This is a genomic window from Paraburkholderia franconis (genome assembly GCF_009362735.1).
In the GTDB taxonomy this organism is placed as follows: domain Bacteria; phylum Pseudomonadota; class Gammaproteobacteria; order Burkholderiales; family Burkholderiaceae; genus Paraburkholderia; species Paraburkholderia franconis.
In genome coordinates, this window is sequence record NZ_WHNP01000004.1 from 291020 (window position 1) to 304697 (window position 13678).

A 13678-nucleotide genomic window follows, 5' to 3' on the forward strand; every position below is an offset into this window, starting at 1 on the left:
GATTCTGACCAGTAGTTCGCTTACATGGCAAACGACATCGTTATCGTGGGTGCCGGCCCTGTGGGGCTATGCCTCGCGCGCGCGCTCAGTGGCCTCGGCCTGCGAATCACATTGATCGAGCAGCAGCCTTTGAACGAGATCAGCGACCCGAAATTCGATGGTCGCGAAATCGCGCTGACTCAAAAGTCGGTTCGATTCATGCGGCAATTGGGTCTCTGGGATCTCATCGACGCAGATGCACGTTCTCCGCTTCGCAGCGCGAAGGTATTCAATGGCTCGTCGCTGTCCGCACTGGAGATCGGGCACGAACTGGCCGGTCACACGGAACTGGGCTGGCTCGTTTCCAACCACCTGATCCGCAAGGCGGCTCATGACGCAGTACATCGCGGTATCGCTGACAACCATGACGTCACGCTGCTCGCGGCGGAGAAGGTGAGCAGCGTCAAGAGCGACAATGTCTCTGCCAGCGTGACATTGGAGAGCGGAAAGACCCTCTCGGCCAGTCTGGTCATTGCAGCCGATAGCCGCTTCTCGGCGACGCGCAAGATGATGGGAATTTCAGCCGATATGCGCGATTTCGGCAAATCGATGCTTGTGTGCCGAATGACACATGAGCAGCCCCATCAGCACACCGCATGGGAATGGTTCGGATATGGGCAGACGCTCGCGCTGCTTCCGATGAATCCGGATCGATCGACGAATGCGCATCAGTCTTCAGTGGTGCTCACGCTGCCCGGGTGCGAGGCGACCGAACTTGCATCTCTTGGTCCAGACGAATTCAGCGCCAACATCGAGCAAAGATTTGCGCGGCGGCTGGGTGCGATGAAATTGGCGAGCACACGCCATCTCTATCCATTGGTCTCCGTTTACCCGGAGCGATTCGTCGGCAAGCGCTTCGCGGCAGTGGGCGACGCTGCCGTCGGCATGCATCCCGTGACCGCGCACGGGTTCAACTTTGGACTGACGAGTGTCGAGACGTTATGCAAAGGAATCGTCGTTGCGCATAGGAACGGCTTCGATGTGGGCGCCGAGTCCGTCTTGAGCCGCTACGGAGATTGCCATCGCCGTGCGACCAGACCGCTCTATCTCGCCACGCGGCTTGTCACCGACATCTATACGAACAGTAGCGTTCCAGCGAAGCTGGCGCGAAACATCATGCTGCGTGCCGCTTCATTCTCGACGCCTTTCAGAAAAGCTATCGCAGCTTCGTTGACCGGCTAGGCATGTCATATGCGGCGGCTTTTCCCGCTCGGCGCCGCTTATCATCCGCTCGCAGCACCCCCGATCCAGACAGCCGCTGCTCAATCGCTGGCCGGTACATAAATCCCGGCGTAGCGCCCGCCGATCCGGCGCCTGAATTCCCGCCCCTCGCGACCGCGATCCTCGCGCCGCTCGCCCGTCCTCCCCAATTTCCCGTTCGTCGCGTCTTTCCGCGTAAACCCGCTTGCACTATATTTTTGATGCTTCTATATTGGGATGCACCATCAACTATTACTATGCGATAAATCATGAGCGAAGACGTGTTGTTGTCGAATCATGGCCGCGTCGCGGTCATCACGCTGAACCGTCCCGAACGCCTGAACGCTTGGACGACGCCGATGCGTGAAACGATCATCGAGGCGCTGGACCGCTTCAACGCCGACGACCAAGTGGCTGCGATCATCATGACGGGCGCGGGCAACCGCGCGTTTTCGGCGGGACAGGATCTGTCGGAAGCGCATGATTTCGACGGCGAACGTGCGGTGGCATGGGTCAAGGAATGGCAGCGGTACTACACGGCGCTGCGTGGCCTGAAAAAGCCGCTTGTCATCGCGCTGAACGGCACGGCTGCGGGTTCGGCGTTCCAGGTCGCATTGCTCGGCGATATCCGCGTGGGTCATCCCGGCGTGCGGATGGGTCAGCCGGAAATCAACGCGGGCATCGCCAGCACGACGGGCCCGTGGATCATGAACGCGATGCTCGGCATGTCGCGCACCATTGAACTCACGCTCACCGGGCGTTTGATGGAGGCCGACGAGTGCCATCGCATCGGCCTTATTCATCACCTCGTTCCCGAAGATGAAGTGTTCGGGAAGGCGCTGGAAATCGCCACCGAACTCGCCGCCAAGCCGCCCGTCGCGATGCGTCTGGACAAGCAGCGCTTTCGCGAAATGACCGAGCCGGGTTTCGTCGACTGCATCGAAGCGGGCGTGCGCATTCAGCGCGAAGCGTACGACTCAGGGGAGCCCGCGCGCATGATGGATGAGTTCTTCAGCAAGCGCGCGAAGTAAGTCGAGCCTGAACCGAGCACGAGTCGAGCTGTTCCCATCGCAATCACACTGCGGGAGACCTGAACAATGACGCAAGACTTCAACCCGATGCGCCGCCGCGTTCTGCAAGGCGCGGGCGCGCTCGCCGTGGCCGGCGCGATGCCGCTCGCCGCACGCGCGCAGACGAAGCAGATCGTGGTGTCCGATCCAGGCGGCCCTTATACCACCGCCTATCGCGAGGCCTTCTACGATCCGTTCGAGAAAGCCACCGGCATCAAGGTCGTGAGTGTCGCGCGCGAATCGCAGCCAGTCGCGCAATTCGCCGCGATGGTCCAGACGAAGAACTACGTGTGGGACGTCACCACGCTCACGCTATCCGCCGACATTCCGTATCTCGAAGCGAAAGGCCTGCTCGAACCGATCGGCCTGAAGACGAGCGACTATCCGGACGTGATGTCGGAGGCGATCACGCCGAACTGGCTCGGCGTCGATGTGTATTCGACGGTGCTCGCGTATCGCACCGACAAGTTCGGCCAGAACGGCCCGAAATCGTGGGCGGACTTCTGGGACGTGAAGCGCTTTCCGGGCCGCCGCTGCCTGCGCCGCAGTCCGCTCGACACGCTGGAGCAGGCGTTGCTCGCCGACGGCGTGTCGCTCGACAAGCTCTATCCGCTCGACGTGGATCGCGCGTTCAAGAGCCTCGACAAAATCAAGCCGCACATCAACATCTGGTGGACTTCCGGCGCACAGGCGATGCAGGCGATTCAAAGCGGCGACGTCGACATGATCTCGACGTGGAACGGCCGCGCGCAAGCGGCGAAGGACGGCGGCGCGCCCGTTTCGATCGTCTGGAATCAGGGCTTGTATTCGATCGAAGGCTGGGGCATTCCGAAGGGCACGCCGCGTGCGGACGCCGCAAAGCAGTTCGTGCGCTTCTGCGCCGACGCGAAGCGCCAGGCGCTGCTCACGCGCACGCTCGCCTATGGCCCGACCAACCGCAAGGCTTTCGATACGATCAGCAAGGACCGCGCGACGCTGCTGCCCACGGCGCCCGACAATATCCGCGACATGCGTCTGCCGAGCCCGCAGTGGTGGGAAGAAAACCGTCAGAAGGTCACCGAGCGGTTCAATTCGTGGGTCATTTCGTGAGGACGGCAAGATGAGCTCGAAACTCGAGGCGATCGGCATCGCGAAACGCTACGGCGATTCGGTTGCGCTGGAACCGACGGATCTCGCGGTGCAGGCCGGCGAATTCCTGACGCTGCTCGGTCCCTCGGGTTCGGGCAAGACCACGATGCTGCAGATGATCTCGGGCCTCGTCGCGCCGAGCGAGGGGCGCATCGAGATCGACGGCCGCGACGTCACGTATGTCGAGCCGGGCAAGCGCGGCATCGGCATGGTGTTTCAGAGCTACGCGCTCTTTCCGCACATGAGCGTGTGGGACAACGTCGCATACGGTCTGCGCATGCGACGCAAATCGCGCGACGAAGTGCGCGCCGCCGTCGACGACGCGCTCGCAATGGTGCGCATGACCGAATACGCAAAGCGCTTTCCGAAGGAGCTGTCGGGCGGGCAGCAGCAGCGCATCGCGCTCGCGCGCTGCTTCGCGTACCGGCCTTCCGTCATCCTGCTCGACGAGCCGCTCGGTGCACTCGACAAGAAGTTGCGCGAGCACATGCAGTCCGAAATTCGCCGTCTGCACAAGGAGCTTGGCGCGACCTTCGTCTACGTGACGCACGATCAGGACGAAGCACTTACGCTCTCCGACCGTATCTGCCTGATGAACCAGGCGCGCATCGAACAGGTGGGCACGCCCGCCGATCTCTACGACCGTCCCGCGACGCGCTTCGCGGCAGGCTTCATCGGTCATTCGAATCTGCTGGAAGGCTCGCTCGACGATACGCGCGGCGCAAGCGGCGAGCCGATCCTGCTTGCCGCAGGCGGCCGCATTCCGTTGCCGATGAGCGCGCCCATCATGCCCGCCGCGCGCCACACATTGCTCGTGCGTCCGGAAGCGCCGCGCCTCGTCGAGCCTGCGAGCGGCTTTGTCGACGGCACCATTGCGGATGTCGTGTTCTTCGGCAGCGACACGCGCATACAGCTTTCGATGAACGACGGCAGCCAGCTCACCGTGCGTTGCGAGCGCAGCCTGTCGCCGCGCATCGGCGACAAAGTGGGCCTCGTGTGGGACCCCTATCGTACGACGCTGCTACACGCCTGAGGAACCGTCATGACCATCGCTCTGCACGCGCAACGCGAGAACGAAGCGTCGCGGCGCGGCCGGTCCGCCTGGCTCGCGCGCTCGTTGCGCTTCCTGCCGATCGTGCCGACGCTGCTGTTCCTGCTCGTGTTCTTCATCGTGCCCGTTGGCGAAATTCTGCAAGGCGGGCTGGTCGGCGCGGATGGGCAGATCGGCTTCGCGCAGTTCGCGCGCATCGCGCGCACGCCCGTCTATGCGAAGGTGCTGTGGATCACGTTCGCCATTTCGTTCATGACGGCGGCGCTGTCGATCCTGCTCGGCTATCCCGTCGCGTACATGCTGAGCCGGCTGTCGGAGCGGGTGCGCGAACGGTGGCTGCTGTGGATCATGCTGCCGTTCTGGACCAGCTATCTCGTCAAGACCTACGCGTGGATGCTGCTGCTGTCGAAAACAGGCGTGCTCTCGACGATCGCGCTTTCGCTCGGCCTCGTGCACGAGACGACGGGCACGATTCCATCGCTGACGGGCGTGCTGATCGGCATGGTGCATTCGATGCTGCCGCTCGCCGTGATGACGATGCTTCCCGTGATGCGCGGCATCGACGATCGCCTCGCGCAAGCCGCCGAAACGCTCGGCGCTGAACGCAGCACCAGCTTCTTCACCGTGTTCCTGCCGTTGTCGTCGCCGGGCGTGGCGGCGGCGGGGCTGCTCGTGTTCATCTCGAGCCTCGGCTTCTTCATCGTGCCCGCGCTGCTCGGCTCGCCGAAGGAAACGATGATCGCGCAACTCGTGATCTCGTCCGTGCTCGAACTGTTCGACATGCGTTTCGCCGGCGCGCTCTCGACGGTGCTGCTCGTCTGCTCGATCGCGATTTTCTTCGTGTACGACCGCATGGTGGGCCTCACGTCGCTGACGGGCGAAGTGACGGAGCGTTCGCGCGGCTCGCGCGCACAAGGTTCCCGGCTTGCGCTGCTGATGGCGCTGGGGCGCGTCTTCGCGCCTCTGATGATGCGCCGTAACGCGCACGCGGAGCCGGCGGCGCGCGCAACGAGCCCGCTCGGTCTCTATACGTGCATCGTCATGGTGGTGCTCGTCGCGCCCGTGCTCTCGGTGATTCCGTATGCGTTCACGAAGAGCGATTACATCGCCTTTCCGCCGAAGCTCTTCAGCATCCGATGGTTCGGCACGTTCATCGATTCGCCCGTGTGGCAGAGCGCGATCGTCCGCTCGTTCGAAGTGGGCCTCGGCACGGCGCTGCTTTCGCTGCTGCTCGGATTCGGCGCGACGCTCGCGATGACCCGCATGCCGCGCCGCGCGAGCAAGCCGATGTTCGCGCTGTTCGTCGCGCCGCTGATCGTGCCGCGTATCGTCGTCGCGGTGGGCCTGCTGTATCTCTTTGGCCGCTTCGGGCTCACGGGCACGAACCTCGGACTCGTGATCGGCCATACGGTGCTTGCGATTCCGTATGTGGTCGTGACGCTCGCTGCGGGCTTTCAGCGCTTCGACTGGCGTCTCGACGACGCCGCCCGCGTGATGGGTGCGTCGCCGTTGCGGCGCATCACGTCGGTCGTGATGCCGCTGCTGATGGCGAGCGTGACGGCGGCGTTTCTGTTCGCGTTCCTCGTTTCCTTCGACGATCTGACTATCGCGATCTTCGTGAGCGGTGGCATCAATTCGACGTTGCCCAAGCAGATGTGGGACGACATTCAGCTCGCAATCACGCCGACGCTCGCGGCCGTATCGACGACGCTCGTCATTCTGATTGCGCTCGTCGTCGCGGTTTCTTCGTGGCTCAAGCGCCGCGCGCGTTAAATCTCAGGCTCTCATACCAATCCGGATATGCATCGTTACCCAGAATACTTCGCTCACCGGCACCCCGACGACGAACTCGACTGCGCGCCGCTGCTCGCAGCGGGACTGCGTCGCGAGCCCGCGCATACCGTCGTTCATTTCGACGATCGCGCGATCACCTGCGAGGATGCCGCGCGGCATATCGTGCAGTTGCAGCGCTGGTTCGCGGACGAAGGGCTCGTGCCGGGCGATCGCGTCGCCGTGATGCTCGGCAACAGTGCCGAACACATCCATCTGATTTACGCGCTGGTGCTGAGCGGGCTTGTCTGGGTGCCGGTGAACACGAAGCTGCGCGCGACGGGTCTCGAATACGTGTTGCAGCATGCGGAGCCGAAGCTCTTCGTCATCGAAGACGCATTCGACGATGTGACTTCGCAGATCGAGTGCGGCACGTCGCGGCGCGTTCGCCTGCCCGCGTTCGACGCGAACAACACCGACGCCGCTTTCGCGACGCCGCAGATCGGCGTGCACGATCCGCTGTGCATCATCTACACGTCGGGCACGACGGGCGCGCCGAAGGGCGTCGTCTTCACGCACCGGATGATGCGCATCGCGAGCGAAGCGGCGCTGCGCATCGCGGACGTGCGCGACGGCGATCGGCTCTTTCTGTGGGAGCCGCTGTGCCATATCGGCGGCGCGCAGATGTTGCTGCTGCCGTTTCTCGAACGCGTGACGCTGCATGCGGTGCCGCGCTTTTCGGCATCGCAGTTCTGGTCGCAAGTCGCGCGCGCGGGCGCGACGCAACTGCATTACCTCGGCGGCGTGCTCGACATCCTGATGCAGTTGCCGCAGAGCGCGCAGCCTGATGCGCACACGCTGCGCGTCGCGTGGGGCGCGGGCGTCGGCGCCGCTGCGTGGGAGCCGATCCAGGCGCGGCTCGACGTGCGTCTGCGCGAGTGCTATGGCATGACGGAATGCTCGAGCTTCGCGACCGCGAACGTCACCGGCAAGCCGGGGTCGATTGGCCGCGCGCTGCCGTGGATCGACATCGAACTGCTCGATGAAAACGGCCAGCCCGTGAAAGAAGGCGAGGCAGGCGAGATCGTGCTGTCGAGCAGAGTGGAGGGCACGTTCCTGCCGACGTATCTGAAGCATCCCGAAGCGACAAAAGCTGCTTTGCGCAACGGCCGGCTGCACACGGGCGACCGCGCGCGGCGCGATGCCGACGGCGACTTGTTCTTCGTCGGCCGGCAGACGGACAGCATGCGCGTGCGCGGAGAGAACGTATCGGCGTGGGAAATCGAGCGTGTCTTCGCCGCGCATCCGGCGATTCGCGCGAGCGCCGCGATCGGCGTCGCTTCCCCCATCGGCGAGCAGGACATTCTGCTCAACGTGCAGTTCAAGGAAGCGCCCGTGGATTGGGAAACAATCGACGCGTGGGCGCGCGAGCGGCTCGCGAGCTTCCAGTTGCCGCGCTATTACCGGGCGGTCGATGGCTTCGAGCTGACGGCGAGCGAGCGCATCAGGAAGCATCTGCTGCCGCGCACCGTCGACGACGCATGGGACCGGTTCAGACGTGTTCGCGCGTAGTTATCATGTAGTTATCGGATGCTGATAGCTGTCCAGGGCCATGCGATAATTTGACGATCGATCATAAAGACGAAAAAAGTAATGAGCGACGAGCCCAAAGTTCAGCGCAAGCGCAAGAGCCCCGTGGCGAAGCCGCGCGGCGACGCGGCCGATCCAGGCGCGTCTTCGCTTTATGTGCAGTCCGTCGAAAAGGCGATGAAGGTGCTCACCGCTTTCGACGGCAGCAAGCGTCAGCTGTCGCTGTCGGAAATCTCGGCGCTCACGGGCTTCGACATGAGCGCAACGCAGCGCTTCGCCTATACGCTGTCCGCGCTCGGCTATCTGTTGAAGGACCCGGACAGTCGCAAGTATGAGTTGTCGCCGCGGCTTCTCGACTTCACCTATCACTACCTCACGTCGAACGAACTCGTGAGCCGCGCGACGCCTTATCTGCAGCAACTGGGCTCGGAGACGGAAGAGGCGACCAATCTCACCGTGCTCGACGATACCGACATCGTGTTCGTTCTGCGCATCGTGAGCCGCAACGTGTTCAATGCGCACGTGATTACGGGCTCGCGCCTGCCGGCGTACTGCACGGCGCCGGGGCTCGCGATTCTCGCGACGCTCGGCGACGGCGAGATCGACGATATTCTTTCGCGCACGAACCTCGTGCCTTATACGGCGTCCACCGTGTACCAGCCGCGCAAGATCAAGGAGCGCATCGTGCAGATCCGCAAGCAGGGCTACGCGCATACGGAGGATGAGTATTTCGTCAGCGACATCTCGACGGCGGCGGCGATCACGAACGCGCATGGGCGCGGCATCGGCGCGGTGAACATCGCGGTGGCGAGATCGCGATGGCAGGCCGACCGCGACGAGAAGCGCTTCGCCGATCTGGTCATTTCCACGGCTTCGGCCATTTCGACGCGGCGTCGTATCGAATAGCTTTTGCAACCGATGGCGATCCCGCGGAATGGTGATTGCCGTTCAGCGAGGACCGCCATCTGACTGGTCAGTTCACGGCTGCCCGTTCGTCTGCTGGTTCCTGAACGCGGCCTCTCCCGCATCCGACACTTCGACCCATTTCTTGTCGGGCGGCGCGTCGGCGACATAGCTGTCGTGCCAGTTCCACCACTTGTAGGTCGGCGTTTGCGGATAGCCCTCGGGCGAATCCTCCCAGACTTCCTGTCGACCGAGCGGCGTGATGTCGAGATAGTTCCACGTGCCGCCCATCTGCTCGTCGCCGCGATTGTTGATGAAGTACGTGCGGAACACGCGGTCGCCGTCACGATAGAACACGTTCGTACCGTGCCATTCGTCGACGCCGAAGTCGGCGTCGAAGCTGTCTGTGACGGTGAACCACGGTATCTGCCAGCCCATTCGCGCCTTCAGCCGCTCGATGTCCGCCTGAGGCGCGCGCGAGACGAAGACGAGGGTCGTGTCGCGGGCGTTCAGGTGGGCGAGGTGGGCGACCTGGTCGGCCACCATCGAGCAGCCCCGGCACGCATGGTCGGGCCAGCCGAACACGCCCGGCTCGTAGAAAGCGCGATAGACGATCAGTTGACGCCGGCCGTCGAACAGGTCCAGCAGGCTCGCCTTGCCCGCAGGCCCCTCGAATGCATATGTTTTCTCGACGGCCATCCACGGCATGCGGCGGCGCTCGGCGGCCAGCGCGTCACGGGCGCGAGTGTGGGCCTTTTCCTTCACGAGCAACTGCTGGCGCGCCTCTTCCCACGCCTGCTGCGAGACCACGGGCGGTGTATGCATGGCGGGCTGTCCGTCTTTCGTTGCGTCTTTCGTTGTATTTCCGGCTGATGTAGTCATGGCTTTTGCAACCTCCTGATCTGGGGAAAATTCCTGCGTCGCGAGGCTGAAGCGCGATTCCATTCAGCACGCGTCGCTGGATGTGTGCTGAGAGAGAGTTTGAGCCGTCGAATCGAACGTTGGGAGTAACAAGTGTGGCGGTATTTCAGCGGACGATCTGGCGTTCGCGCGGCGCATCTATTGCGGCATCCTTCGCTATGCGAGCACGCGTGGTGGGACTTAAACTCTGCTCACATGTCATCAGGTCTGGAAGGTCATGCCCCCACGCGAAATCCACAACGCTCGGCAATTTGCCTCGTCATCCGCACCGGTCGATGACGGCGCGTTGCAAGACCCGGTCCTGCTGCGTCGCCTGCTGCGCGCCAAAGATCGCATGGACGCTGCATCGCACGAGGCGTGGCCGGTCAAGCGCCTGGCTGAGGTCAGTGGTGTCTCCGAAGCCCATTTCGCGCATTCGTTCAAGCGAGCATTCGGTGTTCCACCGCACCGATACCTGCTGACACGGCGCATCGAGCGGGCCACGACCCTGCTGCGCGACACGGCCCTCAGCATCACGGAAATTGCCTTTGCTACCGGCTGGGAGAGCCTGGGTACTTTCGGCCGCACGTTCCGCGACGTCACGGGCCGAAGCCCCAGCGCGATGCGCGTCGAAGCGCGGGCCGCTACGGCCCAACCCGGCCACGTGCCTGCCTGCGTGCTGAAGGCGGCGCAGCGGCCGGACCTCACGATCGCAGTTTTGGAGAAGCGCCGCCGTGCGGCCAAAGGTACATTCCGGCCATCAATCGAGGAGGAGGTGTCGTGATGAACCAGGGTATCAATGTAGTGGGCTTGTACGTCGACAATCAGGACGCGGCGCTCGCGTTCTATGTCGACAAACTCGGATTTCGCGTCCATACGGATGTGCGCAATGGCGACTATCGCTGGCTCACGGTCCAGCATCCGCAGCAACCGTCGTTCCAGCTTGGCCTGTTCACGCCCGGCCCGCCCATCCACGACGAAGCCACCGCGCAAACCCTGCGTGCGATGGTCGCCAAAGGGGCCATGCCGCCCCTCGTTCTTTCCGTAGCCGACTGCCGCGCGAGCTACGCGCAGTTGAAAGCCCGTGGCGTGGAATTCACTCAGGAGCCCGTAGAGCGTTTTGGCAGCGTCGACGCCGGCTTCCGCGATCCTGCGGGCAATGGCTGGAAGATGATCCAGTCTCCGTCGTCGTCGAAATAAAGACAGGCATTGGAATCCGGCGGTTTCGCCGTCGGTGTCCGTTATATCGTAGTGACGGGGGGCACCAGGCCGGCGAGTGCCGGTGCTCCCGATACCTTTAGCGTTGCTCTGCGCGATCAAGCCGCCGCCGCCGTTCTGCGTCGTTTGACACGCGCGCGGACACTTTTTGCCGCAGCCGGCTCGCTTGCACGGTCACACGCACATTGATTTAACCGTCTCGCCCGGAACGCGGATCTTCGCGCGTTAAACCGCTTCAAGCGGCGACCGCGCTCTTCTTCTTGTGGCGTTTGGCCTCATACATCGCGACGTCCGCCGACCCCAGCACCTTGTCGATCCCGTTCCCCACGCCAGTCACGGGTGCAATACCGATGCTGGCGCCGATTTCGACTACCACCTCGTCTGCCAGATGGAACGGCCTCTCGATCTCGGCGATGACACTGTCCGCAAAGGTGTTCGGCTCTGCTGCACCCGGTACCTGGCCGACGATCACAAACTCGTCGCCGCCCATACGCGCAACGAGGGCGTCCGGCCCGGCGAGCTGGCGCAGTCTCGCCGCGACCTGCACCAGCAGCTTGTCGCCGAACTCGTGTCCATGCGCATCGTTGACGGCCTTGAATCCGTCCAGGTCGATGTAGAAAAGTGGCACGCCGGTCCCGATACGAGCGGATCTGTCGAGTTCACAGGTCGTCGCATGGAAGAGGCCGGCGCGGTTGAGCAGTCCCGTCAGGCCGTCGTGGCGCGCGCGGCGATCGTTCTCGCGCTCCGCCTCCATGGTGGTAATGAGCATCGCGTTGAGCTTTCTGGCGGCGACGCTCATCGCGAACAGATAAAACGGAATCTGAACCAGCGTCAGCAGCAGCACGGGTTCGCCCGACAGCACCGCGCCAATGCAGCATGGGCCGAGCGACAGAAAGATCATGATGGCGACGAGACGCGGCGCTGCGAAGTTCCGGAAGCAGATTCCGCCGACCATCGCCGCCGCCGAAAGAAAGGAGAGCGTCGCAGCCACCCAGTCGCCACTTATCGAGCTGATGAACGCGCCATAGCCGACCGTCGCTCCCCATAGGGGCGCCAGAAGAATATAAAGGTCAGTCGGCGTGGAGTTGCCCTGTTGCGCTCGCCGGTGCGCCAGCACGAGCACGAACAGCCGGGGGCCACGCAGACGATGATCTCCGAGATCAGCCAGAGCCGGAATAGTGCGCTCGGATGGCGGTATTCGAGCACCCAGGCAACGGCTATCGTATTGAGTACGCCACCCAGGAAAATCGGCAGCGTGCCGAACAGCGTATAGACAAGCGCTGTCCGGATCTCTTGCGGGGTGTCTCTGCCGGGGTGCAGCAGCCAGCAAGCAAGCTTGCCTTGCGGCAAACTGAACGATTTGAGTGGATTCGTCACTTGAGCACCTGCGAATTGCCTCGCGACGATTATTTGTCGCCCCATGCGGTGACCGGGAACGCGAAAAGGGCATGGATCGAGGTCTCCGCGGCACGTATCGGATGTCCGTCAGCTTCAACTCGACAGTGGGATCGCCATCCCGCGAGTGAAGCGATTGGCACCACATGACCGGTTATCGGCGCATGCGGGCGGCAACTTTAGGGCGGCAACTTTAGGGCGACAACTTTAGGGCGACAACTTTAGGGCGACAACTTTAGGGCGACAAGCCAGATTCAACGTCTGCGAACGAGCGACCGGCACGGAGAATACATCGAGTCGCGGCCACGAATCTTATAGTGTTTGTCGTGTGGCCTGATGTTCGACGGTAGCGGGCACTTGAACTTCATGACGGAGTGCAGACCAACCGTCTCTCAGTTCTACCCGCAATTTACCCGCAAATTCGGCGGATGCAGGCGGATTCAACCCCGATGAAGTCGCAACGATCAGCGTGCGCCGGATGAGTAACGGGAATGAACGAGTAGAGCCGTGCCCATTCGCCATAGCCCTTTACCAGAAAGCCTCCTGAGCGTTCCATGTATTGCCGGCGGGATTTTTCATAGACGTCCCGAAGCGCAAACCAGGGGACATGCGGCAAGTCGTGATGAACCAGATGGTAGTTGTTGTTCAGAAACAGCAGCCGCCAGAACCATCCGGCTTCATTGATGACCGAGCGTTCCTCGTGCGAAGCCGCGGCGCGATGTTCATGGAACGAGCGCACCGAACTCAGCGCAAGCGCCGGATAGCCGACGCCCGCAATGAAGAGCCACGGCGCAATCCCGCACGCGCGATCGAGCCAGATGATCAGCACGGCGAGCGCGAAAAAATGCGCGAGCCAGGCGGGCACATCGGACCAGTCGCCGCGCAAAGGTTTGCGCAGACCCTGCGTCGCCGTCGCCGCAATCGAGAACGCGGGGCCGAGCACAAGACGTCCCGCGAACGTATTGCGCGCGACGAGCAGCGCGCGCGTCAGCGTACCCGCCTGTCGCCACGTTTCGAGGCTCACGAAAAACGTCTCGGGATCGATCTCGGGATGCGTCAGATGCGCGTCGTCGTGATGCTGCAAATGCAGATCGCGATAGACGGCATACGGAAACCATACGGCGAGCGGTGCAAAGCCGATCAGGCCGTTAATGAGCGCCGAGCGCGTCGGATGACCGTGCAGCAGTTCGTGCTGTAGCGACATGTACCACGCGCTGAACAGCGCGAGCAGCGGGAGCGAAACGGCCAGCCCGAGCGTCTGCGCATGGCTCGCGATGAAAAACCAACCGCCGTAGATTGCGCCGATCAGGAGCCACGTCGGCCATTCGGTGCGCCACGTGAAGCGCGTGCGGTGATGGGACAGCGCCAGACGTTGCGTATCGTCGAGATAAATGGCCATCGGAGGATCGGTCGT

General features: G+C 63.0%; 11 protein-coding genes and 1 pseudogene. 9 read left to right on the forward strand and 3 right to left on the reverse strand.

Annotated elements, in window-relative coordinates:
- The first annotated feature begins 24 nt into the window (after positions 1 to 24).
- The 7 genes from ubiM (at position 25) to GCT13_RS06390 (ending at position 8754) form a co-directional block, all read left to right on the forward strand.
- A complete protein-coding gene (gene ubiM / locus GCT13_RS06360; protein ID WP_152756009.1) occupies positions 25 to 1221 on the forward strand; it encodes a 5-demethoxyubiquinol-8 5-hydroxylase UbiM in 1197 nt (398 codons plus the stop codon).
- Positions 1222 to 1508: 287 nt separating this feature from the next.
- Positions 1509 to 2270 carry an enoyl-CoA hydratase/isomerase family protein gene (locus tag GCT13_RS06365; RefSeq protein ID WP_152756011.1) on the forward strand — a complete coding sequence of 254 codons (762 nt, stop codon included), beginning with the start codon at positions 1509 to 1511 and terminating at the stop codon, positions 2268 to 2270.
- Between the two features lie 66 nt (positions 2271 to 2336).
- Positions 2337 to 3398: an ABC transporter substrate-binding protein gene (locus GCT13_RS06370; protein WP_152756013.1), complete on the forward strand. Its 1062-nt coding sequence runs from the start codon at positions 2337 to 2339 to the stop codon at positions 3396 to 3398.
- 10 nt (positions 3399 to 3408) lie between these two features.
- Positions 3409 to 4470 (forward strand): ABC transporter ATP-binding protein, encoded by a 1062-nt coding sequence (locus GCT13_RS06375; protein ID WP_152756015.1) that lies wholly within the window; start codon positions 3409 to 3411, stop codon positions 4468 to 4470.
- A gap of 9 nt (positions 4471 to 4479) precedes the next feature.
- On the forward strand, positions 4480 to 6261 hold the full coding sequence (locus GCT13_RS06380; RefSeq protein WP_152756017.1) for an ABC transporter permease subunit: 1782 nt from the start codon (positions 4480 to 4482) through the stop codon (positions 6259 to 6261).
- 27 nt (positions 6262 to 6288) lie between these two features.
- Positions 6289 to 7830: an AMP-binding protein gene (locus GCT13_RS06385; RefSeq protein ID WP_152756019.1), complete on the forward strand. Its 1542-nt coding sequence runs from the start codon at positions 6289 to 6291 to the stop codon at positions 7828 to 7830.
- Positions 7831 to 7911: 81 nt separating this feature from the next.
- Positions 7912 to 8754: an IclR family transcriptional regulator gene (locus GCT13_RS06390; RefSeq protein ID WP_152756021.1), complete on the forward strand. Its 843-nt coding sequence runs from the start codon at positions 7912 to 7914 to the stop codon at positions 8752 to 8754.
- A 72-nt stretch (positions 8755 to 8826) separates the two neighbouring features.
- Here GCT13_RS06390 and GCT13_RS06395 read toward each other — a convergent pair whose 3' ends face one another.
- A complete protein-coding gene (locus GCT13_RS06395; RefSeq protein WP_152756023.1) occupies positions 8827 to 9576 on the reverse strand; it encodes a DUF899 domain-containing protein in 750 nt (249 codons plus the stop codon).
- A gap of 313 nt (positions 9577 to 9889) precedes the next feature.
- Between GCT13_RS06395 and GCT13_RS06400 the strand changes: the two genes are divergently transcribed.
- Both GCT13_RS06400 and GCT13_RS06405 read left to right on the forward strand, forming a co-directional pair.
- The gene (locus tag GCT13_RS06400) at positions 9890 to 10435 is read left to right on the forward strand and encodes a helix-turn-helix domain-containing protein (RefSeq protein ID WP_152756025.1); all 546 of its coding nucleotides are present in this window, start codon (positions 9890 to 9892) and stop codon (positions 10433 to 10435) included.
- Entirely contained in the window at positions 10435 to 10851 is a 417-nt protein-coding gene (locus tag GCT13_RS06405; RefSeq protein WP_152756027.1) for a VOC family protein, read from the forward strand. The genes GCT13_RS06400 and GCT13_RS06405 overlap by 1 nt, the downstream gene beginning before the upstream one ends.
- A gap of 253 nt (positions 10852 to 11104) precedes the next feature.
- On the opposite strand, the pseudogene GCT13_RS06410 reads toward GCT13_RS06405, so the two are convergent.
- Together GCT13_RS06410 and GCT13_RS06415 are read right to left on the reverse strand one after the other, a co-directional pair.
- Positions 11105 to 12246 (reverse strand): annotated as a pseudogene (locus GCT13_RS06410) (diguanylate cyclase domain-containing protein).
- 427 nt (positions 12247 to 12673) lie between these two features.
- A complete protein-coding gene (locus tag GCT13_RS06415; RefSeq protein WP_152756029.1) occupies positions 12674 to 13663 on the reverse strand; it encodes a fatty acid desaturase in 990 nt (329 codons plus the stop codon).
- Positions 13664 to 13678 lie beyond the last annotated feature (15 nt).

Excerpts from the sequence above, each read along its gene's own strand:
- GCT13_RS06390 (WP_152756021.1), top strand. The coding sequence starts at position 7,912 with ATGAGCGACGAGCCCAAAGTTCAGCGCAAGCGCAAGAGCCCCGTGGCG.
- GCT13_RS06395 (WP_152756023.1), bottom strand. The coding sequence starts at position 9,576 with ATGCATACACCGCCCGTGGTCTCGCAGCAGGCGTGGGAAGAGGCGCGC.
- GCT13_RS06405 (WP_152756027.1), top strand. The coding sequence starts at position 10,435 with ATGAACCAGGGTATCAATGTAGTGGGCTTGTACGTCGACAATCAGGAC.
- GCT13_RS06400 (WP_152756025.1), top strand. The coding sequence starts at position 9,890 with ATGCCCCCACGCGAAATCCACAACGCTCGGCAATTTGCCTCGTCATCC.
- ubiM (WP_152756009.1), top strand. The coding sequence starts at position 25 with ATGGCAAACGACATCGTTATCGTGGGTGCCGGCCCTGTGGGGCTATGC.
- GCT13_RS06370 (WP_152756013.1), top strand. The coding sequence starts at position 2,337 with ATGACGCAAGACTTCAACCCGATGCGCCGCCGCGTTCTGCAAGGCGCG.
- GCT13_RS06380 (WP_152756017.1), top strand. The coding sequence starts at position 4,480 with ATGACCATCGCTCTGCACGCGCAACGCGAGAACGAAGCGTCGCGGCGC.
- GCT13_RS06365 (WP_152756011.1), top strand. The coding sequence starts at position 1,509 with ATGAGCGAAGACGTGTTGTTGTCGAATCATGGCCGCGTCGCGGTCATC.
- GCT13_RS06375 (WP_152756015.1), top strand. The coding sequence starts at position 3,409 with ATGAGCTCGAAACTCGAGGCGATCGGCATCGCGAAACGCTACGGCGAT.
- GCT13_RS06385 (WP_152756019.1), top strand. The coding sequence starts at position 6,289 with ATGCATCGTTACCCAGAATACTTCGCTCACCGGCACCCCGACGACGAA.
- GCT13_RS06415 (WP_152756029.1), bottom strand. The coding sequence starts at position 13,663 with ATGGCCATTTATCTCGACGATACGCAACGTCTGGCGCTGTCCCATCAC.